The organism is Hypericibacter adhaerens (assembly GCF_008728835.1).
GTDB lineage: Bacteria > Pseudomonadota > Alphaproteobacteria > Dongiales > Dongiaceae > Hypericibacter > Hypericibacter adhaerens.
On the sequence record NZ_CP042582.1, the window covers coordinates 1,921,711 to 1,945,277 of the forward strand.

The 23,567-nt window shown below is 67.8% G+C and carries 24 protein-coding genes and 1 tRNA gene; 11 read left to right on the forward strand and 14 right to left on the reverse strand.

All coding sequences use genetic code 11. The features are described from left to right. Positions 1-64: 64 nt before the first annotated feature. The 8 genes from FRZ61_RS08255 to FRZ61_RS08290 form a co-directional block, all read right to left on the reverse strand. Positions 65-1,072: an ABC transporter ATP-binding protein gene (locus FRZ61_RS08255; protein WP_151116492.1), complete on the reverse strand. Its 1,008-nt coding sequence runs from the start codon at positions 1,070-1,072 to the stop codon at positions 65-67. Then, positions 1,069-2,070 carry an ABC transporter ATP-binding protein gene (locus FRZ61_RS08260; RefSeq protein ID WP_151116494.1) on the reverse strand — a complete coding sequence of 334 codons (1,002 nt, stop codon included), beginning with the start codon at positions 2,068-2,070 and terminating at the stop codon, positions 1,069-1,071. Before FRZ61_RS08260 ends, FRZ61_RS08255 begins: the two co-directional genes overlap by 4 nt. Further along, entirely contained in the window at positions 2,067-2,930 is an 864-nt protein-coding gene (locus tag FRZ61_RS08265) for an ABC transporter permease (protein WP_151116496.1), read from the reverse strand. The genes FRZ61_RS08260 and FRZ61_RS08265 overlap by 4 nt, the downstream gene beginning before the upstream one ends. Then, on the reverse strand, positions 2,927-3,865 hold the full coding sequence (locus FRZ61_RS08270; protein ID WP_151116498.1) for an ABC transporter permease: 939 nt from the start codon (positions 3,863-3,865) through the stop codon (positions 2,927-2,929). Before FRZ61_RS08270 ends, FRZ61_RS08265 begins: the two co-directional genes overlap by 4 nt. 154 nt (positions 3,866-4,019) lie before the next feature. Then, positions 4,020-5,543, reverse strand: a complete 1,524-nt coding sequence (locus FRZ61_RS08275) for an ABC transporter substrate-binding protein (protein ID WP_151116500.1) — start codon at positions 5,541-5,543, stop codon at positions 4,020-4,022. Between the two features lie 52 nt (positions 5,544-5,595). Beyond that, the gene (locus tag FRZ61_RS08280) at positions 5,596-6,510 is read right to left on the reverse strand and encodes a proline iminopeptidase-family hydrolase (protein WP_151116502.1); all 915 of its coding nucleotides are present in this window, start codon (positions 6,508-6,510) and stop codon (positions 5,596-5,598) included. Positions 6,511-6,664: 154 nt separating this feature from the next. Further along, positions 6,665-7,426: a LuxR family transcriptional regulator gene (locus tag FRZ61_RS08285; RefSeq protein WP_151116504.1), complete on the reverse strand. Its 762-nt coding sequence runs from the start codon at positions 7,424-7,426 to the stop codon at positions 6,665-6,667. Between the two features lie 121 nt (positions 7,427-7,547). Next, positions 7,548-8,432 carry a proline iminopeptidase-family hydrolase gene (locus FRZ61_RS08290; protein WP_151116506.1) on the reverse strand — a complete coding sequence of 295 codons (885 nt, stop codon included), beginning with the start codon at positions 8,430-8,432 and terminating at the stop codon, positions 7,548-7,550. A 207-nt stretch (positions 8,433-8,639) separates the two neighbouring features. Here FRZ61_RS08290 and FRZ61_RS08295 point away from each other — a divergent pair, with 207 nt between their 5' ends. Next, positions 8,640-8,987, forward strand: coding sequence for a hypothetical protein (locus tag FRZ61_RS08295; RefSeq protein ID WP_151116507.1), 348 nt, complete (start codon positions 8,640-8,642; stop codon positions 8,985-8,987). Positions 8,988-9,029: 42 nt separating this feature from the next. Here FRZ61_RS08295 and FRZ61_RS08300 read toward each other — a convergent pair. Then, positions 9,030-9,105 (reverse strand) — tRNA-Thr (locus FRZ61_RS08300). Between the two features lie 384 nt (positions 9,106-9,489). Here FRZ61_RS08300 and FRZ61_RS08305 point away from each other — a divergent pair. The 3 genes from FRZ61_RS08305 to FRZ61_RS08315 are packed head-to-tail and all read left to right on the forward strand — an operon-like array spanning position 9,490 to position 11,675. Then, positions 9,490-10,350, forward strand: a complete 861-nt coding sequence (locus tag FRZ61_RS08305; protein WP_151116509.1) for a carbon-nitrogen hydrolase family protein — start codon at positions 9,490-9,492, stop codon at positions 10,348-10,350. Positions 10,351-10,381: 31 nt separating this feature from the next. Continuing rightward, positions 10,382-11,287, forward strand: coding sequence for a DUF1003 domain-containing protein (locus FRZ61_RS08310; RefSeq protein ID WP_151116511.1), 906 nt, complete (start codon positions 10,382-10,384; stop codon positions 11,285-11,287). A 28-nt stretch (positions 11,288-11,315) separates the two neighbouring features. Next, positions 11,316-11,675, forward strand: coding sequence for a cupin domain-containing protein (locus FRZ61_RS08315; RefSeq protein ID WP_151116513.1), 360 nt, complete (start codon positions 11,316-11,318; stop codon positions 11,673-11,675). A 186-nt stretch (positions 11,676-11,861) separates the two neighbouring features. Here FRZ61_RS08315 and FRZ61_RS08320 read toward each other — a convergent pair whose 3' ends face one another. Next, complete coding sequence (locus FRZ61_RS08320) at positions 11,862-12,995, reverse strand: ATP-grasp domain-containing protein (protein ID WP_151116515.1); 1,134 nt, start codon at positions 12,993-12,995, stop codon at positions 11,862-11,864. A gap of 407 nt (positions 12,996-13,402) precedes the next feature. On the opposite strand from FRZ61_RS08320, the gene FRZ61_RS08325 reads away from it, so the two are divergent. Then, complete coding sequence (locus FRZ61_RS08325; protein ID WP_191909359.1) at positions 13,403-14,005, forward strand: DUF1989 domain-containing protein; 603 nt, start codon at positions 13,403-13,405, stop codon at positions 14,003-14,005. Positions 14,006-14,014: 9 nt separating this feature from the next. On the opposite strand, the gene speB is transcribed toward FRZ61_RS08325, so the two are convergent. Beyond that, complete coding sequence (gene speB, locus FRZ61_RS08330) at positions 14,015-14,968, reverse strand: agmatinase (protein ID WP_151116519.1); 954 nt, start codon at positions 14,966-14,968, stop codon at positions 14,015-14,017. 179 nt (positions 14,969-15,147) lie between these two features. On the opposite strand from speB, the gene FRZ61_RS08335 reads away from it, so the two are divergent. Continuing rightward, entirely contained in the window at positions 15,148-16,323 is a 1,176-nt protein-coding gene (locus FRZ61_RS08335) for a pyridoxal phosphate-dependent aminotransferase (protein ID WP_151116521.1), read from the forward strand. Between the two features lie 83 nt (positions 16,324-16,406). Here the strand turns inward: FRZ61_RS08335 and FRZ61_RS08340 are convergent, their stop codons facing one another. Beyond that, a complete protein-coding gene (locus FRZ61_RS08340; RefSeq protein WP_151116523.1) occupies positions 16,407-16,757 on the reverse strand; it encodes a DUF4870 family protein in 351 nt (116 codons plus the stop codon). Positions 16,758-16,850: 93 nt separating this feature from the next. Continuing rightward, complete coding sequence (locus FRZ61_RS08345) at positions 16,851-17,474, reverse strand: TetR/AcrR family transcriptional regulator (RefSeq protein ID WP_151116525.1); 624 nt, start codon at positions 17,472-17,474, stop codon at positions 16,851-16,853. A 155-nt stretch (positions 17,475-17,629) separates the two neighbouring features. On the opposite strand from FRZ61_RS08345, the gene FRZ61_RS08350 reads away from it, so the two are divergent. From FRZ61_RS08350 to FRZ61_RS08370, 5 genes are all read left to right on the forward strand, one after another. After that, positions 17,630-18,715, forward strand: coding sequence for a polyamine ABC transporter substrate-binding protein (locus tag FRZ61_RS08350; protein ID WP_151116527.1), 1,086 nt, complete (start codon positions 17,630-17,632; stop codon positions 18,713-18,715). Between the two features lie 175 nt (positions 18,716-18,890). Continuing rightward, a complete protein-coding gene (locus tag FRZ61_RS08355; protein ID WP_151116529.1) occupies positions 18,891-19,754 on the forward strand; it encodes an ABC transporter permease in 864 nt (287 codons plus the stop codon). Positions 19,755-19,758: 4 nt separating this feature from the next. Continuing rightward, positions 19,759-20,541 carry an ABC transporter permease gene (locus FRZ61_RS08360; protein ID WP_151116531.1) on the forward strand — a complete coding sequence of 261 codons (783 nt, stop codon included), beginning with the start codon at positions 19,759-19,761 and terminating at the stop codon, positions 20,539-20,541. Further along, a complete protein-coding gene (locus FRZ61_RS08365) occupies positions 20,534-21,631 on the forward strand; it encodes an ABC transporter ATP-binding protein (protein ID WP_151116533.1) in 1,098 nt (365 codons plus the stop codon). The genes FRZ61_RS08360 and FRZ61_RS08365 overlap by 8 nt, the downstream gene beginning before the upstream one ends. Then, positions 21,628-22,167, forward strand: a complete 540-nt coding sequence (locus tag FRZ61_RS08370) for a GNAT family N-acetyltransferase (protein WP_151116535.1) — start codon at positions 21,628-21,630, stop codon at positions 22,165-22,167. Before FRZ61_RS08365 ends, FRZ61_RS08370 begins: the two co-directional genes overlap by 4 nt. On the opposite strand, the gene FRZ61_RS08375 is transcribed toward FRZ61_RS08370, so the two are convergent. Then, positions 22,142-23,545: an FAD-binding oxidoreductase gene (locus tag FRZ61_RS08375; RefSeq protein ID WP_151116537.1), complete on the reverse strand. Its 1,404-nt coding sequence runs from the start codon at positions 23,543-23,545 to the stop codon at positions 22,142-22,144. The genes FRZ61_RS08370 and FRZ61_RS08375 overlap by 26 nt on opposite strands. Positions 23,546-23,567: the final 22 nt, after the last annotated feature.

The window sequence follows — 23,567 nt, forward strand, 5'->3', positions numbered from 1 at the left end:
CCGAAGGTTCGTTGGTTTTTATTCCTCAGCGGCCGGAATTATGGCGCTTCGGGCCCGAGCGCCGTCAATGGCCGGCGGGGGCGCTGCCGTTCACGAGAGGGGGATAGAGCTCGCAGGCCACCTGGACCGGTTCCTGGCGGCGCAAGGCGGGAGCGGGGCCCTGTCGGCAGAGAGCGAAGGCCTTGGGGCACCGGGGATGGAAGGCGCAGCCTTGCGGCAGGCGGGTGGGGCTGGGCGGCTCGTCCAGGAGCTGCGGCGGCGGCAGGCTGCCGTCAGGCGCCATGCGCGGGATCGAAGCGAGCAGGGCCGCGGTATAGGGATGGCGGGGGTTCGTGAAGACCGCTTCGGTCGGGCCTTCCTCGACGATCCGCCCGAGATACATGACGGCCACGCGCCGGCAGAGATGCCGGATCACGCCCAGATCGTGCGAGATGAAGATCAGTGCCAGATGCCGCTCGGCGCAGAGCTGCGTCAGCAGGTTGAGGATCTGGGCCTGGATCGAGACGTCGAGCGCCGAGACCGCCTCGTCGGCGATCAGGAGCTCGGGCCCCACGGCCAGCGCGCGGGCGATACCGACGCGTTGGCATTGGCCGCCGGAAAGAGCGGCCGGTCGGCGCGCGGCCAGGTCGGGCGACAGGCCCACGCTCTGCATCAGCGCCGCCAGCCGTTGCGGGATCTCGCCGGGGGCGCAGAGACGATGGACACGGAACACCTCGGCGAGGGTCTCGCCGATGGTCAGCCGCGGATTGAGCGCCGCGAAGGGGTCCTGGAAGATCATCTGCGCCCGGCGGCGGAAGCGCGTGAGCCGCGCGGGGTCGAGGGCGGCGAGATCGGTCCCGCCGAACCGCACGCTTCCGGCGCGCGGCTCCACCAGCCGCAGCATGGCGCGTCCGAGCGTGCTCTTGCCGCAGCCGCTCTCGCCGACCAGCCCCAGGGTCTCGCCGGGAGCGACCGACAGCGAGACGCCGTTGACCGCATGGGTCACGCGCGCGCCCGCGGGATTGAACAGCGCGCCGAGCCCGCCCTCGCGGAACTCGACGGTCAGGGCGTCGGTCTCCAGGAGCGCCGTCATGCGCGCCCTCCGGCCGGGCCCGCATAGAGCTCCTCCCAGCGCAGGCAGGCGGTGACGCGATTTCCCGCGGCCGCGGCCAGCGTGGGCGTGGTGGCCTCGCAGGCGGGGCGGCTGTGCCTGCAGCGCGGATGGAACCGGCAGCCCGCCGGCAGTTGCGACAAAGTGGGCGGCTGGCCTTCGATCGAGGGCAGGAGCCGGCCCACGGGCACCTGCTCGGGACGCGAGCGCATCAGCGCCTCGGTATAGGGATGCAGGGGCCGGCGCAGCAGGTCGGCCTTGCGGGCGCGCTCGACGATCCGTCCGGCATACATGACGGCCACGCTCTCGCAGGTCTGCGCCACCACGCCGAGGTCGTGCGTGATGAGGATGATGGCGAGCCCCGTGCGGTCGCGCAGGTCGAGCAGCAAGCGCAGGATCTGGGCCTGCACCGTGACGTCGAGCGCCGTGGTCGGCTCGTCGGCGATGAGGAGCTTGGGCCGGCAGGCGAGCGCCGCCGCGATCATGGCGCGCTGGCGCATGCCGCCGCTGAACTGGTGGGCATAGGCGTCGAGCTGGCGGGCGGGATCCGGAAAGCCCACCTGGCGCAGCAGCTCCGCGGCCTGCGCGCGCGCCGCCTTCCTGCTCATGGGCTCGTGAGAGCGGATGGCTTCGGCGATCTGCTCGCCGATGGTCATGACCGGGTCCAGATGCGAGGAGGGATTCTGGAAGATCATCGCCATCTGCGGGCCGCGCAACGCGCGCATCTGCGCTTCGGGGAGCCCTGCGATGTCGCGGCCCTCGAACAGCACCTTGCCGCCGGCGATGCGCGCCTGTCGGCCGGGGAGCAGGCGCATCAGCGCGCGGCAGGTCATGGATTTGCCGGAGCCGCTTTCGCCCACCAGCCCCATGACCTCGCCGGCCCGGAGCACGAAGGAGACCCGGTCCACGGGCCGCAGCCGGTTGCCCCGGGTCTCGATCTCGACCGTGAGGTCCTGGGCCTCGATCAGCGCCGCGGTCATTCGCGGATTCCCAACGTCTCCGCCAGCCCGTCGGCCAGCAGGCTGAAGCCCAGGGCAAGCGTCACGATGGCAAGCCCGGGGAAGAAGCTGATCCACCAGGCCGTGGCCAGGAAGGTCTGGCCCTCGGCGATCATCACGCCCCATTCGGCCGCGGGCGGCTGCACGCCCAGCCCCAGATAGGAGAGCGACGAGCCCAGCAGGATCGTCAGCACCACGTCGGACATGGAGAACACCACCGCCGGCAGCACGGCGTTGGGCAGGATATGGCGCGCCATGATGCGGCGGCGGCTATAGCCCAGATTGCGCGCCGCCAGCACGAAGTCGCTATGCTTCAGCACCAGGGTCTGGCTGCGGATCAGGCGCGCATAGCTGACCCATCCGACCAGCGCCACGGCGATGAAGAAGCTGGCGAGGCCGGCCCCCAGCACCGAGATGATCGCGATCACCAGTACGAAGAAGGGAAAGGAGATGGTGATGTCGAGGAGGCGCATCAGCAGCGTGTCGACGAGGCCGCCGAAATAGCCCGCGACCAGCCCGATGGCGCTGCCGAGGATGAAGGGCACGATCACGCCGAGCAGGCCCATGGCGAGATCGAAGCGCGCGCCCCAGATGATGCGGCTCAGCACGTCGCGGCCGAAATTGTCGGTGCCGAGCCAGTGGGCCCAGCCCGGATGGCGCAGCGTCTGCTCCAGGTCCTGGGCGATGGGGTCGTAGGGCGCCACCAGCGGTGCCGCGAGGGCGAGGAAGAGCCAGGCGAGCGAGATCGCGGCGCCCAGCTTCAGCGCCGCGGGTGCGGCCAGGCCTTGGGCAGCGAGGCGAAAGGGGAGGGTGGCGGCGCGATGGGCCGGCGTCAGGGTCATAGCTTGATCCGCGGATCGAGCGCCACCGTGACGATGTCGACGATGAAGTTGGTGAGGATCACCGCCAGCGCGAAGGCCAGCGTCACCACCTGCACCACCAGATAGTCGCGGGCGAAGATCGAGCTCACCATCAGCGAGCCCAGGCCCGGCACCGAGAAGACCTGCTCGACCACGACCGTGCCGCCGATGAGCCAGCCGATATTCACGCCCAGCAGCGTGATGGTCGGGATCAGCGAGTTGCGGAACACATGGCGGCGGAAGATCCTGGCTTCGGCGATTCCCCGCGAGCGGGCGGCCTTCACATAGTCCGCCTCCATCTCGACCAGGAGACTGGCACGCAGGTTGCGGATCAGCACCGGCGAAAGCGCGAGCGCAATCGTGAGCGAGGGCAGGAACAGGTGATGGAGATGCTCGAGCGGGGTCTCGCCGTAGCCCGAGACCGGAAAGAGGCCGAGCTCGATGCTGAAGAGGATGATGAGCACGATGCCGAGCCAGAAGGCCGGCAGTCCCAGCCCCGCCGTGGAATAGACCCGGACCAGCTGATCGGGCAGCCGGCCGCGATAGAGGGCGGCCAGCACCGCCAGCCCGATGGCGATGACCACCGAGAGCAGGATCGCATAGCCCAGCAGGAACAGGGTGGGGACGATCCGGCCGACCACCAGCTTCGGGATGCCGACCTTGAAGATGATCGACTTGCCGAACTCGCCGGCGGCCAGGTTCTTCAGGAAATAGAGATATTGCAGGGCCAGCGGCTGGTCGAGGCCGTACTGGGCGCGGGTGGCCTCGATCACCGAGGCGGTCGCGCGGGTGCCGAGCAGGACCCGGACCGGGTCGCCCGGAATCGAATGCACGAGCAGGAAGCTGATCAGGCTCACGCCCAGCAGCACCGGCACCAGCTGCAGGGGACGCCAGAGGATGAAGCGGTATCGGCCCATGGGCTCGTGAAGCTGTCCGGTGACGGGCGGCGGTCGGGTTCAGGCGGCAATCCTATCGGCCTTCCCGGCCGCGCTCCAGACGGCGCGACCCCGGCCGGGCAACGAAGAGGGCGGCGCCCCTGGGGACGCCGCCCTCCCACGCCCTCAGCCCCGCTCAATTGACGATGTCGGCCGTTTCCAGCATGTAGCGGCCGAGCGGGTTCTGGACGAACCCCTTCACGTTCGACCGCGACGCATTGCGGAACGGGCTGTAATAGAGGTCGATCCAATGCACGTCGTCCTTCGCGATGCGCTGGATCTCGTAATACATCTGCTTGCGCTTCTCGGGGTTCTGCTCGACCGCGGCCTTGTTGACCAGGTCGCTCACGACCGGGTTCTTGTAGTTGGTGTAGTAGGACCGGTTCTCGGGATCGCCCGAGACGCAGAACTGGGCCTTCTCGTCCGGGTCGAACACGTCGTTGACCCACCACATCACGCCGATGTCGTAGTCGCCGTTGACCAGCGCGTCCCACTGCTGGCCGCCCTCCATCTTGTTCAGATTGACCGTGACGCCGATCTTGGCGAGCTGGTCCTTCACCAGCACGCCGATCTGGTCGTGCGCCGTGTCGCCGGCGACCAGCGCGAAGCTGAGGGTCAGGTCCTTCACGCCCTGCTCCTCGAGGATCTTCTTCGCCTTCTCGGGATCGTACGGATAGTTGGGGTTGGCGGGGTTGTAGTCCATGCCGTCGAGCGGGAAGAAGGAGTTGGCGGGCGTGCCGAAGCCCTGGGTGACGACGTCGACGATCGCCTTCTGGTCGATGGCCATGTTCAAGGCCTGGCGCACCAGCTTGTTGTCGAGCGGCTTGTGCGCATGGTTGACCAGGATGTGGTCCATGCGCGTCGACTTGTCGAGCTGGACCTGGATGTTCTTGTCGGCCTGCAGCTCCTTGATCTGGTTCCAGGGCACGAAGGTCGCGGCATCGACCTCGCCGGCTTTGAGCTTGAGCATGCGGGTGTTGTCGTTGGGCACATAGATCCACTCGATGCCGTCGAGCTTGGGCAGGCCCTTTTCCCAGTAGAGCGGGTTACGGGCGAGGATGATGCTGTCGCCGCGCTTCCATTCCTTCAGCACGAAGGCGCCGGAGCCGACCGGCTTCTCGCCGAAGGCCTCGCCCTCGGCCTTGACCGCATGCTCGGGCAGGATCGAGGCCGCGAACATGGCGAGCGTCGACATGAGGGGCGCGCTGGGGCCCTTGAGCCTCAGCACCACCGTGCGGTCGTCCGGCGCCTCGGCCTTGTCGATCGGCGAGAACATCGAGCGCAGCACCGACTTCTCGTCGTCGCGGGCCCGCAGCAGGCTGAACACCACGTCGCTGGCGAGGACCGGCGTGCCGTCCGAGAATTTCGCCTCGCGCAGATGGAAGGTATAGACGGTGCCGTCGGGCGAGATATCCCATGTCTCGGCGAGATCGGGCTCGATCCCGGTCGCGTCCGCATTGGCGCGCACCAGCGTGGAATAGAACTGGTTGAAGACCCAGATATCGGGCGCCAGGATGGTGTAGATCGGATCGAAGGTGGTGCTGTCCTGCTCGCGCGCGATCTTGAGCACGCCCCCGGCCCAGGCCTGGGCCGCGGCGAAGACCAGTGCTGCCGCGACCAGCAGGGCCGGCAGCAGGCGCCGTGGCTTGTCGAATGTCATGATGCGGAATCCTCCCCGTCTCTGGGCCGCCCCTTGATGGAGCGGTTCGTCTTCAGCCGCCCCGATGCCGATCGAGGAAGCTCCTGAGTGTCGCGATATAGTCGGTCGGCTCCTCGAAGAACGGCATGTGCGAGCTGTTCTTGAAGATCCTGAGCGTCGGCTTCTTGAGCCGGCGGGCGATGCGCGCGGCGCTGTCGGGCGTCAGTTCGTCGTGATGGCCGCAGAGCACCAGGCAGGGCTGCTCGATGCGCGGCAGGTCGGCGAGCCGGTCCCAGTCCTTGAGATTGCCGATGCAGGTAAACTCGTTCGGCCCCCACATGGTGCCGTAGATGTCCATGTTGATGCCGTCGAGCGAACGCATCAGCGCCGGCGGCCAATGGTCGAGGCGGCAGACATGGCGGTAGTTCAGGATCTGGAGGGCGCCCTGGTATTCCGGGTGGTCGGTCGTTCCCTCGGCCTCGTGGCGCGCCATCATGGCGACCGTCTCGGCCCCGAGCGCGCCGCGCAGCCGCTGGAGGTCCAGCAGGTGCAACGGCACCTCGGCGGTGCCGTTGGCGCAGACGAAGCTCTTGGCGCCTTCGGGGTGGGTCAGCAGATATTCGAAGCCGAGCCAGGTGCCCCAGGACTGGCCCAGCAGATGGACCCGTCCGAGGCCCAGCGTCCGGCGCAGCGTCTCCACCTCCCCGACATAGCGGCCGATGGTCCAGAGGCCCTTGTCCTTGGGCTTGTCGGACCGGCCGGTGCCGAGCTGGTCGTGGACCACCACGCGATAGCCATGGTCGGCCATGACGCTGTGGGTCTCGCGCACATAGTCGCAAGGCAGGCCCGGCCCGCCATTGAGGCAGAACAGCACCTCGGGCCCCCGCCCGTAGCTGTAGACCTGGACCTCGTAGCCGTCGATCCTGACCCGGAAAGTCTCATCCGGCGGACGGGCGTCGGCAGGAAGCGGCGGGTCGAGCAGGGCCATGGGGCGGTTCCAGGTCTGAAAAGGGGGTAGGGCGCGGAAAGAACCGCGCCGGCCCATTCCAGGCTAGGAGCCGCGACAGGACGGGGACAACTAGCAGAACTGATAGGGGACATGCGGTCTCGCCCCGGAAACGGGGAAGACCGGTGCTGGCGCCTTAGAGCCCCGCGCCCAGAAGCCGGTAATGCGCGGCGCGGGCGATCGCCTGGGCGCGGTTCTGGGCACCCAGCTTGTGCTGGGCGTTGTTGAGATGCAGGCAGATGGTGGCCGGGGCGCGGTCGAGGATCTCGGCGATGTCCTCGGCCGTCTTGCCGCGCGCCGCCCAGCGCAGGCATTCGATCTCGCGCGGGCTGAGCGACACCGCGTGGCAGCGCCGCGTCTCCTCGTCGAAGCTGCGCAGGGCCGCTTCGTGCATGAAATGCGCCAGATAGGCGAAGGTCGCGAGCTCGCGGCGCGCGAAACGCTCGAACCCGTCCTCGGCGTCGATCCGGATGGCGGTGACCGTGGCCAGGCTGCCATCGCGCGAATGGATCGGCACCGTGGCCCCGCAGCTCAGGCGCGTGTCCTTGAGATAGGCGATCACCGGCTGGTGCTCGCGCGTCAGCGGCCGCTCCAGCAGATGATCGTTGCTGCCCGTGAAGGACCAGAGGAAGGGCAGGTTGGACTCGATGCAGGTCTGCTGCACCGGGTCGATGCGGTAATAGCCCTGGTCGCACCAGAGCCCGGTGAAGTCGTTCGGTATGTTGCGGGCGTTGAGCAGGTTAGGGCGGATCATGCGCCCGTCATGCGCGACCGGCACGGGCGCATAATCGTATATGATCGAGGAGAAGCCGAGCGGAGCCACGGCTTCGAGCAGCAGATCGAGACAGCGCTCGAGACTTTCGGCGCCGCCAATCCGCTCGGAGAAACTGTCGATCACGTCGCGCAGCGCACGAAGCTCCCTCTGCTTCGCGGCGCCTCTCCGCCATCGGCTGCCGGGCGCCTTCACCCGCCAACAATAGGGCCCGCCGCCCGCGGTGGTCAAACCCGCCGGCGCCGCTTCAGCCGCGATGCTGCCCGAGAAAGGCCGAGACCCGCGCCAGATAGGCCGCCGGCTCCTCGTACATCGGCATATGCGAGCTGTTGGGGAACACGGTCAGCTCGGCATCGGGCAGCGCCTGCTTCATGCGCATGGCGCAGGCCGGGCCCAACTCGTCGAAATGGCCGGTCAGGATCAGGCAGGGCCGGGTGATCCGGTGCAGGTCCGGGATCCGGTTCCAGTCCTTGAGATTGCCGATATAGAGGAACTCGTTAGGCCCCTGCATGGTGCCGTAGGGCCCCATGTTCCAGTCGCCGAGCGAGAGGGAGACCGGTTCGGGCCAGTGCTGCAGCCGGCAGACATGGCGGTAATTGAGGATCGTGACGGCCGCCTGATATTCGGGATGGTCGATCGTTCCGTCGGCCTCGTGATGCTGCATCATGGCGACGGTCTCGGGCCCCAGCGCCGCGCGCAGCCGGTTCAGCTCGCCAACCAGATGCGGCATGTCTCCGCAGGTGTTGGAGAGGATAAAAGTCTTGATCGAGGCCGGGTGGGTGAGGGCGTAGTCGATCCCGAGCCAGCCGCCCCAGCTATGGCCGAGCAGATGCACCGGGCCGAGCCCCAGCGCCTGGCGCACCGTCTCCACCTCGGCGACATAGCGTGCCATGGTCCAGAGCTTCGGGTCGGTCGGACGGTCGGAGGCGCCGCAACCGAGCTGGTCATAAGTGACGATCCGATAGCCCTGCTCGAGCAGGGGCAGCAGCGGCTCGCGCAGATAGAGCGAAGGCAACCCCGGCCCGCCATTCAGCAGGAACAGCACCTCGCTCCCGCTGCCGAAGCTGTAGGTCACCACCTCATACCCATCGACCTTGACCCGGCTCGAAGCGTCCGGTTTGCGGCTGGCCATGCTCCCCCCTGTCCGGCGTCTTCTGGGGCAGGTTCGGCGCCCGGTGCGATTGCCCCCTGTTCGCGGGCGTAGAGCCTGGGGCGGCTTGTCGCGCCCGTCAAGGAAGCCATTGATTCGCGGCCGATCACGCCTGCGTTCCTGGCATTGCCGGAAGGCCCGGGCGGCACCAAATGAAAAGCCATGAAACCCGCAAGAAAACGGCTCGCGGTGAGGTTCTGGGCCCTGGGGTTGGCGATTGCGACCCTGCTCGCCGGGCCCGCCGCTTTTGCCTATGACGACATGCATGGCGTGGATCTGTTGCGCCCCGGTGCCCAGTTCCAGCCGCAGATGCCTTCGGGGCTGACGCCCTATGGCGGACCGACGACCCCGCCCCCGGCCAGCAGCGGCGGCGGCTTGCCGCCCGGCGGAGACGTCACCTCGCCCGGTACGCCGCCCGGCTTCAACGACATCCACAACAACCCGTCGCGCGGCTATGGCGACTGCTCGGGTGCCGCGGTGTCGTCGAGCCAGCAGATCGGTTCCGATAAGACCTTCTGCGGCGCCGGCAAGAGGTAGCGATGATCGGGTTTGCCGCTCGCGCCCTGGCGGTGCGGGCGGTGGTGCCCCCAGCAGGATTTGAACCCGCGACCTTCGGTTTACAAAACCGCTGCTCTACCAGCTGAGCTATAGGGGCGTCCGCCGCGGCCGGCGCTGAAACAGCGCTTCGCATGGACCAGAACAGCCCTCGCTGTCAACCGCTTCTCCGGGACTGAAGACCGGAGGATATATCACGCGCAAGATCACGACGGATCGGCCGGCGGCGGTGCTGCTGGTGTTGCCGGCGCTGTGCTGCAACTTCAGGGAGCGATGCCCGGCCTGCGGTCCCCGAGGGCGGTGGCGCGGTCATCAAGCCTCACGACGAGGTCGTCCGGATGGCTGGCCCGGGGGGTGACTCTCGGGCGACGGTCAAGGTTGTTCCGCTGCCGGGCGCGGGATATGGTTCCGGACCTGCGACACCCCTCCCGCGCCAGGCCGGGGTCGGGATGCACTGGTGCTCATTCGGGATGAGGTACTAGCCATGTCCAACCGCTTCCGTGTCGCTGTCGTGCAGAACTGCGCCGAGCGCGAGATGGCGCCGTCGATAGCCGCGATCGAGCCGCTGATCCGGGGCGCCGCGAAGGACGGGGCCGACCTGATCCAGCTGCCCGAGATGGCGACGATGATCGAGCCCGACAATGCGGCGGTGCTGCGCAAGGCGGTGACCGAGGCCGAGGATCCGGGGCTCGCCGCCTTTCGCCGCCTGGCCCGGGAGCTCGGTCGCTGGATCCATGTCGGCTCGCTGCTGATCAAGGAGAAGGGCGCCTCGCGGGTCGCCAACCGTGCCTTCGTGATCGATCCCGAGGGCCGCATCGCCGCGCGCTACGACAAGATCCATCTCTTCGACGTCGCCATCAAGGATGGCCATGTCTACCGCGAATCGGCGACCGTGGCGCCCGGCGACAAGGCCGTGCTCGCGGCGCTGCCCTGGGGCCCGATGGGGCTTTCGATCTGCTACGATCTGCGTTTCGCGGCGCTGTTCCGCGCGCTGGCGCAGGGCGGTGCCGCCTATCTCGGCATCCCGGCCGCCTTCACCTACACGACCGGCCTCGCCCATTGGCATGTGCTGGTGCGGGCCCGCGCGATCGAGACCGGCAGCTATGTGTTCGCGGCGACCCAGAGCGGGACCCACGCCGAGGGACGGCGCACCTTCGGCCATTCGCTGATCGTCAGCCCCTGGGGCGAGGTGCTGGCCGATGCGGGCGACAAGGTGGGCTATGTCATGGCCGAGATCGATCCCGCGAAGGTCGAGGAGGCGCGGCAGATGATCCCGGCCTTGCGCCACGACCGTCCGTTCCAGGCGCCCGAGCGCCTGGTGCCGCTGGCCGCGGCGGGCGAGTAAGGCGCAGGTTTCGCCCAGGGCGCCCCGGGGAATGGCAGCCGACAGCAGGACAGCCCCGTCGCCGGTCGCCGGCGACACCGCGGACGCGGCGGCGGACCTCGCCCACAAGGTCGAGGCGATCAGCCGTGCGCCGATCTTCTCGCGGCTCGAGCGCGACGACCGCGTCATGCTGGCGGACTTCGTCGAGGAGCAGGACGCCGCGGAGGGCGAGGTCCTGTTCCGCGTCGGCGAGGAAGGCGAGCGGATGTATATCGTCTGCGAGGGCGCGGTCGAGCTCGCCACCACCGACAAGCTCGGGCAGAAAATCGTGCTCCACGATGCGGGCCCGGGCGAGCTCTTCGGCGAGCTGTCCCTGCTGGACCAGGGGCCGCGCACGGCCAATGCGGTGGCCATGGCGGCGACCCACCTGCTGGTGCTCGATCGCGGCGCGCTGCTGCGCTTCGTGCGGGCGCGGCCGGAGGCGGCGCTCGACATGATGGCGGTGATGGCGGCGCGGCTGCGCGTGACCGATCAGCGGCTGCGGCAGGCGGCGGTGCGCAACCCCAACGACGTGATGGCATCGCGGGCGACCCTGATCCAGCGGGCGACCGATGCCATCGCCGAGTTCAGCGGCAGCTTCGCCTTCCTGGTCCTGCACGGGGTGCTGTTCGCGGTCTGGATCGGCTGGAACATGATCCCCGGGCTTGAAGCCTTCGATCCGTTCCCCTTCGGGCTCCTGACGATGTGCGTGTCGCTGGAGGCGATCTTCCTCAGCGTGATCGTGCTCCTGAGCCAGAGCCGGCAGGCCGCCAAGGACCGCATCCGCACCGACATCGAGTATGACGTGAACCTCAAGGCCGAGCTCGAGGTCTCGCATCTGCACGACAAGATCGAAAATATGCAGGTCGAGCTGCTGAAGCGGCTCGGCCGGATCGAGCGCGACCTGGAGCGCAAATAGCGGGAACCGGAAGGGCGGGAGCAGGGCGATGAAGCCGGTCAAGGCGGGCGAGCGCATCGTCCGCAATCTCTACTCGGAACCCTTCCGTTCCTTCGACACGCCGGACATCGTCTATGAGGGGCTGAGCTGGCTGCCGCTCGACGAGGCGCGGCCCGTCGGCACCGGCTTCCACGTGATCCGGATGGCGCCGGGCGCCGCCTCGACCGCGCATGAGCATACCGCCGACGAGATGTTCCTCGTGCTCGAGGGCGAGCTGATCGACCATGACGGGAGCCGCTACCGTCGCGGCGACATGGTGCTCCTGCGCGCGGGCACGCAGCACGGGTCACACACCCCCGGCGGCTGCACGCTGCTGGTCTATGTCGAGACCCTGGAGCCGATCGGTTGAAGGCATGTAACCCTCTTCGAGGGTAGACGCGTTCACTCCTTCGTCATTTCCGCGAAGGCGGGAATCCATGAACACCCATCAAGCAAGATGGGGCATGTGTCCGTGTTCATGGATACCGGCCTGAAGCCGGCATGACGAGGAAAGCAGTCTCGCGATTCGCTGAGAGAAGAGGGACGAAGCGCTTCGCTACTCCGTCAGCGGATAGGCGCGCTTGAGCTGCTGCTCGCGCAGCCAGGAGGCGAGCAGCACGCGCCAGCCCGCGGGCTCGTGGCCGACCTCGCGATGGGCGGCACCGATCTCGAACAGGATGCGGGTCTGCGCGAACAGGTCACGATAGGCCGAGAGCAGCGTGGTATCGGGATCCCAGATGTGGGTGGCCTCGCTGCCGCCGCCGTTGAACTCGACGATGGTGAAGCCCTGGCCCTGCATCAGCTCGCCCAGCGACCGGAAGCGGACGTCGAACCGGCCGAAATGGAAGGAGGGGATGGTGCGGGCCAGCTCGTCGATGCGCCTGGCCAGCTCCGGCGTCACCAGGCGCCCGCCATTGCGGAACATGGCGCCCTTGCAGTGATTGCCGGCGAAGACCAGCCGCACGCGCTTGCCTTCCGGCGGCACCCAGTGGATGCGATGCTGATGGCGCGGCAGATACATGTGGGCCAGGCGGCCCGCGCGCGGATCGTGCCGGATGAGCTGCCCCAGCGTCGAGACGCCGTCGCCGATGACCGTGGGGAAATATTTGAGGGTCATCGAGAAGATCCGGCCGACCGCGTCGTTCGGGCGGCGGACATAGAAGATGCCGGCTTCGCCCTCGTAATCGACGAAATGCTGGATCAGCAGCCGCTCATGGGCGGGAAAGGCGCGGAGATAGGCGCGCAGCTCGGCGCGGTCATGGACCAGGCGCACGCCCGCGCCATGGCATCCCACATCGGGCTTCGCGACCAGAGGAAACTCGAGCCCCGCGCTGTCGAGCTCGGCCGTCAATCGCTCGACATCCCGATCGATGGTGCTCTCGTCGCCGCGCACGAAGCTGACATAGGGCGCCAGCCATTCGCGACCCTCGGGCGCCATGCTGCCGAAGAGCTTCGTCTTGGATTCGCCGCACAGGCCGCCATGCTCGATCTGCGGGTTGGCGACGGCGGGCAGCGTCAGGCTGCGATGGCGCAGGGCCAGGAGCAGCCAATAGACGATGACCGGCGCATAGAAGAGGACCGGGGGCCAGGATTCGAAAGGTGAGAGGATTCGCTTGGGCGAACCGACTTGGGCGTGACCAGCTTCTGGGGCATGGCCAATTTCTGGCGCGTTGGGACGGTGTTCCGTCATACTCGCACTTCATTTCCGGTCATGTCGGCGCCCTCAGCGGGCGGCCGCGCCATGGAGATCAGGCTTGATTGCATTGATCACTGGCCAGACTCGGGAGCGGCCCCAGCTTAGCATCAAGTCCCCTGGACAGGCGATAAGACGCGAAAACGGCCGTCTCGGCATCGACGACCATCGCGAGCAGAAAGCGCCAGAGCCATAACGAAAACCCCCGGCCGGGCCGTTGCGACACGCTGGCATCTGCGGGTCCGTTCTCGATCCCTTCCGGCGTCCCAAGCCCCGGTCGTGTGGAGGGGCTTTGAGAAGCGCGCCCGAGCATGTTTCTATCGGACACCGGAATCCAGATGAAAAAGCATCGCCCGCGATTTGTTGCCGGTGCAGCGGACGGTGTTCGATTAGGAGAACCGATCATGAATCGGATTGTCGTGCCGGCTGCCGAAGGCCGTGCCATTCCTGTGGCAAAGGGCAAACGGGTTCGGGTCACGACACCGGCCGGGCACCAGGCCGCGGACTTTTTCGCCTACAACGCCGACGATCTCAACGAGTGGTTGTCGCCCATGCATACGTGGGTAACGACTCGCTCGATCAAGCCGAAGCCCGGCGACCAGCTCCTCAGCCGTTTCCGCCGGCCGATGCTGACGCTACGGGAAGATAGCGCAGGCGGCTGCCATGACATGCTGATCGCCGCCTGCGACCAGGCCCGCTACGCACAGTTCGGCCATGCTGCACCGCACCGAAGCTGCGCCGCCAACCTGGCCGAGGCCATGGCGGGGCTCGGTCACACGATCGCCGTCACCCCGCAGCCGGTGAATTTTTTCACCAACACCCATGTGGAGGCGGACGGCGCGCTGATCTCGCCGCCCAACCCGGTGGCACCCGGCAGCCATGTCGAGCTCGAGGCCTTGATGAACCTGATCGTCGTGGTCTCGTCCTGCCCCTTCGACCTCAAGATCCCTGGCTGGACCATCAATGCCGGCGGCGGCGTGACGGAACTCTGGGTGGATGCGGGATAAGGGGCCGCGTCAGTTCCGGTAGTTCACGCCCGGCAAGACGCACAGCATTTCATAGAGCAGGTTGGCGCCGGTGAGCGCCGTGTTCCCGGTCGGATCGTAGGGCGGCGCCACCTCGACCAGGTCGCAGCCGACGATGTCGAGGCCGCGGCAGCCGCGGATCACCTCCATGCCCTGCGTGATGGTGAGGCCGCCGATCTCGGGCGTGCCGGTGCCGCCGGCGAAGGCCGGATCGAGCCCGTCGATATCGAAGGTGAGATAGACCGGGCCGCCGGCCACCTGCCGGCGCACCTCCTCCATCAGCGGCGCCAGCGACTTGTACCAGCACTCCTCGGCCTGGACGACGCGGAAGCCCTGCGCGCGCGGCCAATCGAAATCCTCGGCCGCATAGCCGGTGCCGCGCAGGCCGATCTGCACCACGCGCTTGCCGTCCAGGAGCCCTTCCTCGACCGCGCGGCGGAACGGCGTGCCATGGGCGATCGGCTCGCCGAACATGTTGTCGTTGATGTCGGCATGGGCGTCGACATGGACCATGCCGACGGGCCCGTATTTCTTCTTCATCGCGCGCAGGATCGGCAGGGCGATGGTGTGGTCGCCGCCGAGCGTCAGCGGGGTGCAGCCATGGCTCAGGATCTCGTCATAGGCGGCCTCGATGATCCCCATGCTCTTCTGCAGGTTGAAGGTGTTGATGGCGACATCGCCGATATCGGCCACCGACAGGCTGTCGAAGGGAGCCGCGCGGGTCGCCATGTTGTAGGGGCGGATCAGGCAGCTTTCAGCGCGGATCTGGCGCGGGCCGAAGCGGGCGCCCGAGCGGTTCGAGGTTCCGGTGTCGAGCGGCACGCCGACGAAGCAGGCGTCGAGTCCCTGGGCCGAGGGCAGCGAAGGGAGGCGCATCATGGTGGCGGGCCCGCCGAAGCGAGGCATCTGGTTGCCGCCGAGCGGCTGGTGATGGGTCTTGCTCATCTCTGCATCTATGGGGCGTGAAGAGGGGGCGGGCTTGAAGAGGGCCAGGACGGGAAGGGCGCCGGAAGGGCGGCCCCGATAGCCGTTTGCGGCGATTGCTCTCGGGCGCGCTCTCTGCTATCGAGCCCGAACCGGTCCCAGGGGTCAACCCCCGAGCTTTTCGAAGATCACGTCGAGCCATGCGATTCTCTTCGTTCGTCGAGCGCATAGGCGGCGAGGGCGCCGCGGCTTGGGAGATTCATGGCCGCGGCGCGCGGCTGAAGCGCCAGGGCAAGGACGTCATCCTGCTGAGCGTGGGCGACCCGGATTTCGACACGCCGCCCGCCATCACCGACGCGGCGATCGAAAGCCTCCGGCGCGGCCGCACCCACTATGGGGAGGTCGTCGGCGATCATCGGCTGCGGGCCGCGATCGCCGCGGCGCATCAGGCGCAAAGCGGGCAGCCGACCGATCCCGACCAGGTGGTGGTCATGGCCGGCGCGCAATGCGCGCTCTATGCCGCGGCCGTCTGCGTGCTGGATCAGGGCGACGAGATCATCGTGCCGGAGCCGGCCTATGTGACTTACGAGGCCGTGGTCGGGGCGAGCGGCGCCCGCATGGCGTTCGTGCCGCTGAAGCCCGAGCGCGGCTTCCAGATCGATCCCGAGAGCATCGAGCGGGCCGTCACGCCGCGGACGCGGGCGCTCCTGCTCAATTCGCCCAACAACCCCACGGGCGCCGTCATCACCCGCGCCAACTGGGAACGGATCGCGGCGATCTGCATCCGCCACGATCTCTGGCTGCTGTCGGACGAGGTCTATGCCGGGCTGACCTACGAATCCCAGCATGTGAGCCCGGCCGGCCTGCCGGGCATGGCCGAGCGCACCGTCACGATCAACAGCCTGTCGAAGTCGCATGCGATGACGGGATGGCGGCTGGGCTGGAGCATCTCGCCGCCGGCGCTGGCCGAACATCTCGGCAATCTGGCGCTCTGCATGCTCTATGGCTCGCCGCCCTTCATCCAGGATGCGGCGCTCCAGGCCCTCACCGCCGAGCCGCCCGAGGTGAAGGCGATGAAGGAGGGCTATCGCCGCCGCCGCGACCTGGTCTGCGGGCGGCTGGGCAACGTGAAGGGCTTGCGCTGCCACCGGCCCGAGGGCGGCATGTTCGCCATGGTCGATGTGCGCGGCACGGGCCTCGGCGCCTACGATTTCGCGAGCGGCCTGCTCGATGCCGAGGGCGTGTCGGTGCTGCCGGGCGATGCGTTCGGCCCGAGCGCCGCGGGCCATGTGCGCATCTCGCTCGGCAATGCCGACGAGGAACTGGCGCGCGCTTGCGACCGGATCGAGCGCTACGCGGCGAAGCTCGCGCCGTAGCAGCCGACTTCCTTCCTCTCCTCCCGCTTTCGGGAGGAGAGGGCAGGGTGAAGCGGGTGGTGAAGCTTGCGGTTCCGGGCGCCTTACCCGAACATCCAGCTCGCGGGATTGGGATGGGCCTGCTGCTTGCCGAGATACTGCATGCCCTTGATGCAGCGCACGATCCACCAGATCGCCACCAGCAGCAGGATCAGCCAGCCGATCAGGATGATCGTCGTCACGACCCCGATGATCGAGAACAGGATGCCGATCCAGAAGGTGCGGATCTGGAACCGGTAGTGGGTCTGCAGCCAGTCCGGCGCCTGGCTCTTGTTGACATAGGCCAGGATCACCCCGACCAGCGCGGTGATGCCGACGATCAGGCTGACGAGATAAAGGATATAGACGAGATTGGCGGTGTTGCCCGCCTTCGGATCGATCGGATTGCTGCTCATCTTGCGGCCCCCTAACCGGCAAGTGAAGGAACGGGGCCAGTCTAGGACAAAGGGCCTAGATGCTGCGAAGGAAAAACGGCCGGCCGATCCCGGTCAACCGCGGGGCGCCAGCAGGCCGGTGAAGGCGACCCTCACCTGGCGCGCCATCTCGCGCTTGAGCTCGGCCAGCGTGCGCTCCTCCCGCGCGACGAAATGCATGAAGAGGCTGTTGCAGGCGGCGAACAGCAGGTCGCCCGCGGAACGGCAATCGACGGCCGTATCGATCTGGCCGCGGGCCTGCAGCATCCGCAGCAGGTCGCCGACCTGGTCGGCGAGCTTGCGGTCGAGCTCGGCATAGCCGCGGCCGAAGGCGGAATCGGCCTGGGTGAGAGCGGTGGCCATGGCGTTGCGCCACATGCTCTTGCTCAGATGCACCAGCGAATGGTCGACATAATGCTCGAGCAGCCGGCGCACGGCCTGGACCGGATCCTTGGGCGGGTCGGCGATGATGTCGCGGCCGGTGGCGCGCACCTCCTCGCCGTCGCGCGCGACCAGCGCCAGCAGCAGGTCGCCCTTGGATTCGAAATGATTATAGACCGTGCCGGCGGCGACCTCGGCCTGCTCGGCGATGGCATCGACGGGTGTGGCGTCGAACCCGTCGCGCCGGAACAGGTTCTCGGCCGCCGCCAGGATCGAGCGCCGCCGTCCCGCCTTCTGTCGTTCGCGCAGACCCGCCATCGGCAGCGCCCATCTCCCTGAAATTCGCGTTCGTTGGAGCTTGACGCAAATTTAGAGACGGTTCATTTTTTCCGCAACCCCGTCCGCGAGGGGCATCCCCGCGGACGGCAAAGATCGGGACTCGAATCCCGTCATCCCAGAGGAGGCTTCCCATCATGATCCGCTCCCATCTCCGCATCTCGCGCCGCCGGCTGCTCAAGACCGGGGCCGCCGGCGCCGCGGCCGTCGGCTCCTTCTCGATCGTCGGCCGTGCCCAGGCCGCGGAGCAGCTCAACGCGCTGGTCTGGTGCGATCACTCGGACCCGAACCTGCTGCAGCCGTTCGAGCAGACCCACGGCATCAAGGTGAACACCAAGGAGTTCGCCGCCACCGGCGAGGCGCTGGCGATCCTGGAGCAGTCGAAACCGGGCGACTGGGACGTGCTGGTGCTGGACACGGTCGACATCACCAAGCTCGCCAAGATGGGCCACCTGGCGGCGCTCAACAAATCGGACTATCCCTGGGACGATATCTTTCCGGAGCTCACGACCGAGAGCCTCCATTTCCTCGACGGCAAGCTCTATGGCGTGCCGGAGAAGTTCGGCTACAACACGGTCGCCTATAACTCGCAGAAGGTCGACCCGGCCGACATGCGCAAGGCCGCGGTGCTGTGGAACGAGAAATACAAGGGCCGCATCGCCATCTACGACTACTACGTGCCGCTGATGCAGATGGTGGGCATCGGGCTGGGCATCATTCCGCCCCAGCTCAAGCCCGAGCATCTGCCGGCGATCAAGGCGAAGCTCCTGGAGATGAAGCCGCTGGCCGCCCTGATCGGCGACGTGGTGACGGTGCAGAACGCGCTGGTGAGCGGCTCGGCCGACATCATCGCCGGCGGCGGCGAGTTCGCGACCGCCGGCCTCCATGGCGAGAACCCGGCGCTCGACTGGGTGCTGCCGGACGAAGGCGGCATCCGCTGGATGCAGTCGCTCGCCGTCTTCGAGAAGAGCAAGCGCAAGGAAGCCGCCACCAAGTTCGTTCAATACGTCATGAGCCCGCAAGGCCAGGCGCGGCTTGCCACCTCGGCCTGCTACTGGGCCATGCCCGCCAACAACAAGGCGGCCCTGACCGACGAGCAGAAGAAGATCCTGCGCTGGGACGAGCAGCCGACCTTCCTGCCCAAGTCCTACCACTACATGTCGCCCGACCCCGAGATGGACAAGGCGATGCTCGAGGTGTGGACCGAGTTCTTGAACGCGTAGTGACAGCGGAGCACTTATCGCTGTTCGGTGCAGCCCCCTCCCTAGCCCTCCCCCTGAACGGGGGAGGGGACAATGGAGCGACCCCTGCGCCGCTATCCCCTCCCCCGTTCAGGGGGAGGGCTAGGGAGGGGGCAAACTCGCTGTCGGCCACATCGGCGCCCGCGCGATACCTTCCATGACCGCGCTCCCCTCCCGCCAGCTCGACCTCAAGCGCTGGGCCACCTGGCCCGCGCTCGCCTGGACCGGGCTGTTCTTCCTGCTGCCGCTGCTGATCATGCTGGCGGTGAGCTTCTCCGCGCGGGTCGGCGACCGGATGCTGGGCGCCTTCTCGCTCGACAACTATACGGCCTTCTTCACGCAAGGGGGCGGCGTCTATGTCTCGGCCCTGGCCAACTCGATCGAGGTCACGCTGATCACCACGGCGGTGAGCCTCGCCGTCGCCTATCCGCTGGCCTATATCCTTGCCTATGGCGTGCCGGCGCGCTGGCAGCGGCTGCTGCTCGTCGTCATCGTGCTGCCCTTCTGGACCTCCTACGTGATCCGCTCCTATAGCTGGCTCCTGGTGCTGTCGGAGAAGGGCGTGATCAACCAGGTGATGACGGGACTGGGGCTCTTCGACCAGCCGATCGGGCTGGGCAACACGCGCGGCGCCACCGTGCTGGGCTTCGTGCATTTCTTCACGATGCTGCTGACCCTCACCATCTACGCCAACCTGGTGCAGATCAAGGAGAGCTACCGCAAGGCCGCGGCCGATCTCGGCGCCTCGCCCCTGCAGGTCTTCCTGCGCATCACCCTGCCGCTGAGCCTGCCCGGCGTCATGGTCGGCGCCTTCCTCACCTTCGTGCTGGCGATCGGCGACTACATCACGCCGCAGATCCTGGGCGGCAGCCGCGAGCTGCTGCTGCCGCAGGCGATCATGCTGCAGATCAGCCGCCAGGCCAATTTCGAGATGGCCTCGGCCATGAGCATGGTGCTGATGCTGGTGGTGAGCGCCGCTTTCCTGCTGTTCGCGCGCCATCTGCGCATGGAGCGCGTGTGAGGCCATGAGCGCGCGCCGGGTCCTCGCGATCGCCTACCTGCTGCTGGCGCTGGGCTTCATCTTCCTGCCCGTCGTCATGCTGGTGCAATATTCCTTTCAGGACGGGCTCCTGCCGGTGCCGCCCTTCAAGGGCGTCTCCCTGCGCTGGTACGAGGCCTTTCTCGCCAACGACCGGCTGATCCATGCCATGGGCAACTCGGCCCTGGTGGCGATCGCCTCCTCGGCGGTGGCGACGGCGCTGGGCTTCCTCGCGGCCTATGGCATGGCGCGACGCCGGCGCCGGCTCAATCTGGGCCTGCAACTATTGCTGATGGCGCCGATCGCGGTCTCCTATCTCATCATCGCGATGGGGCTCCTCATCGTCTTCAACTGGCTGGGCATCGACCGCTCGCTGCTGGCGGTCGGGATCGGCCATGTGGTGATCAACCTGCCGCTCTGCTTCGCCATCACTTATTCGCAGCTGGGCGAGCATCAGGCCAATATCGAGCGCGCCGCCCATGACCTGGGGGCGAGCGACCTCAAGGCGCTGCTGCTCGTCACCGTGCCGATGCTGTGGCCAGCACTGCTGGCGGGCTTCCTGATCGCCGCGACCCTCTCCTGGGACGAGTTCGTGATCGCCTTCCTGCTCTCGAAGTTCGAGGTCACCATGCCGGTGATGATCTGGAGCATGCTGCGCTCCGGCCTCAACCCGGCGCTCAATGCCGCGGGCACGGTCGTGTTCGCGGTCTCGATCCTGTTCGTGATCCTGATCGAGCTGTTGCAGGCGCGGAGCCGGCGGAATGGCTGAAACCGCGCGGGAGCCGCTGGTCCGGCTCGAAGGGCTCTGCAAGAGCTATGAGGGGCAGGTCGCGGTCGAGCGCTTCAACCTGACGATCGCCAAGGGCGAGTTCGTGGTGCTGCTGGGTCCTTCGGGCAGCGGCAAGACCACGGTGCTCTCGATGCTGGGCGGCTTCACCGAGCCCAGCGAGGGGCGGGTGCTGATCGAGGGCGCGGACGTGACGGCCCTGCCGCCGGCCAAGCGCCCGACCGCGACCGTGTTCCAGGATTACGCGCTCTTCCCGCATATGAGCGTGCGCGCCAATGTCGGGTTCGGCCTCGCCATGCGGAAGGTGGCGAAGGCCGAGCGCGACGCCCGGGCCGAGGAGGTGCTGAAGCTGGTGGGGCTCGAGGGCTTCGGCGCGCGCCGGGTGCATCAGCTCTCGGGCGGCCAGCGCCAGCGCGTGGCGTTGGCCCGCGCCATCGCGGTCAAGCCGGCCGTGCTGCTGCTGGACGAGCCTCTGGGCGCGCTCGACCTGGCGCTGCGCCGGCAGATGCAGGAGGAGCTGGTGCATATCCAGAAGCGGCTCGGCACCTCCTTCGTCCATGTGACGCACGACCAGGAAGAGGCGATGAGCGTCGCCGACACGATCGTGGTGATGAACAAGGGCCGGGTGGAGGACCGGGGCGCGCCCGCGCGCATCTATCGCCGCCCGGCCAGCCTCTTCACCGCGACCTTCATGGGCGAGAACAACATCCTGCCGGCGAAGCTTGCCGGCAGGAATGGCGAGGAGCTGACGGTCGATACGGCGCTCGGCCGTTTCCTGCTCACCAGCGGCGAAGGCCTGGCCGGTCTGGGACCGGGCGCGTCGCTCCATGTCGCGGTCCGGCCCGAGCAGATCTTTCCCGCGGCGACGGCGCCCGAGGATGCGGCGCCGCTCGGGGCCGCGGTTCTCACCGAGCTCGTGTTCCAGGGCACTCATTGGCGCGCCCATGCGAAGGCGGGCGCGAACGGCGCGCTGCCCTTGCTGCTGCGGCTGCCGCCGGAGCTGACGCCGGCCGTGGGGCAGATTCTCGATCTCTATGCGCGGCCGCCGGACATGACGGCGCTGGTCCGATGAGCCCGCGGCCGGCGGTCATTCTCGAGACGGGCCGCCTCATCCTCCGCCCGTTCCTGCCGGAGGATCTGGGCCCGCTGTTCGCGCTCTATGACGATCCCGAGGTTCGGCGCTACTTCCCGGGGGGCACGCTGACCTATGAGCAGACGCAGGAGGAGCTCGACTGGTTCCTCCAGGGCGGCGATCCCGATCACCCGCGGCTCGGCCTCTGGGCCACGATCCACAAGGAAAGCGGCCGCTTCATCGGCCGCTGCGGCCTGATCCCCTGGGCGATCGAGGGTCGGGACGAGGTCGAGATCGCCTACCTCCTGGACAGGGCCCATTGGCGGCAGGGGCTGGGCGCCGAGATCGCGCAGGCCCTGGTCCACCATGGCTTCGAGGCGCTGCGCCTGCCGCGCCTGATCGCGCTGATCGATCCGGCGAACCGGGCCTCGATCGCCACCGCCGAGAAGGCGGGCCTGCGCCTCGAGCGGCACATCGAGCATGAGGGCTCGGCTTGCGCGCTCTATGCGATCAGAGCACCTTCCCCGGGTTCATGATGCCCTTGGGGTCGAGTGCCGCCTTGATCTTCTGCATCAGCTCGAACTCGATCGCGGGCTTGTAGCGCCGCACCTCCTCGTTGCGCAGCTGGCCCAGCCCGTGCTCGGCGCTGATGCTGCCGTGATAGCGGGCGACGATGTCGTGCACCACGCGGTTCAAGCGGTGCGTCTGGGCGGTGAAATCCTCGGGCTTCATGCCCTTCGGCTGCATCAGGTTGAAATGGATGTTGCCGTCGCCGAGATGACCGAAGGCATAGACCAGAACGCCGGGCTGGGCCGCCTCGGCGGCCTGCCGGGCCTCCTTGAGGAAAGCCGGCACCGCCGCGACAGGCACCGCCACGTCATGCTTGATGCAGGCACCCGGCGCCTTCTGCGCCTCGACGATGGCCTCGCGCAGGAACCAGAGCGCTTTCGCCTGGGCCTCGTTCTGAGCGATGGTCGCCTCGGTGATCAAGCCGGCTTCCATGGCCGCGGTGAGCGCCTCCTCGGCGATGGTCGTGACGCCGCTGTTCTCGCGGCTCGATGTCATCTCGATCAGGAGATAGGCCTCGTGCGGATCGGGGAAGGGATCGAAGCTGCCCGGCACATGGGCGATGGCCATCTCGAGGGCGACGCGCGGGATCAGCTCGAAGCTGGTCAGGCTGTCCCCGCTGGCGGCGCGCAGCCGGCCCAGAAGCTCCAGCGTCGCCTCGAGCGAGGGCACGGCCACGAAAGCGCAGGCCCGTTCGCGCGGCCGCGGGAAGAGCTTCAGCACCGCCGCGGTGATGACGCCCAGCGTGCCCTCGGCGCCGATGAAGAGCTGCTTGAGATCGTAGCCGGTATTGTCCTTGCGCAGCGCCCGAAGCCCGTTCCAGATGCGCCCGTCCGGCAGCACCACCTCGAGGCCCAGCGCCAGGTCGCGCATATTCCCGTAGCGCAGCACGGCGATGCCGCCGGCATTGGTCGAGAGATTGCCGCCGATGCGGCAGCTTCCCTCGGCCGAGAGGCTCAGGGGGAAAAGCCGGTCGGCCTTGGCCGCGGCCTCCTGCACCTGCTGCAGCACGCAGCCCGCCTCGACCGTGATGGTGTAGTTGGCGGGGTCGATCGACCGGATCTTGTTCATGCGCTCCAGCGACAGTACGAGATTGTTGCCGTTGGAGGGAGGGACGCCCGCACCCGCGAGGCCGGTATTGCCGCCCTGGGGCACGATCGAGATTCCGGCTTCCGACGCCAGCGCCACGATGCGCGAGACCTGCCCGGTGTCGCGCGGCCGCACCACGGCCAGCGCCTGGCCGCGATAGAGCTTGCGCCAGTCGGTCAGGTAGGGCGCGGTGTCGCTGGCCTCGGTCAGCAGATCCGACGGCTCCAGGATTTCGGCGAGGCGTTCCAGAATCGACATGCGGCTCACTTGAATTCGATCG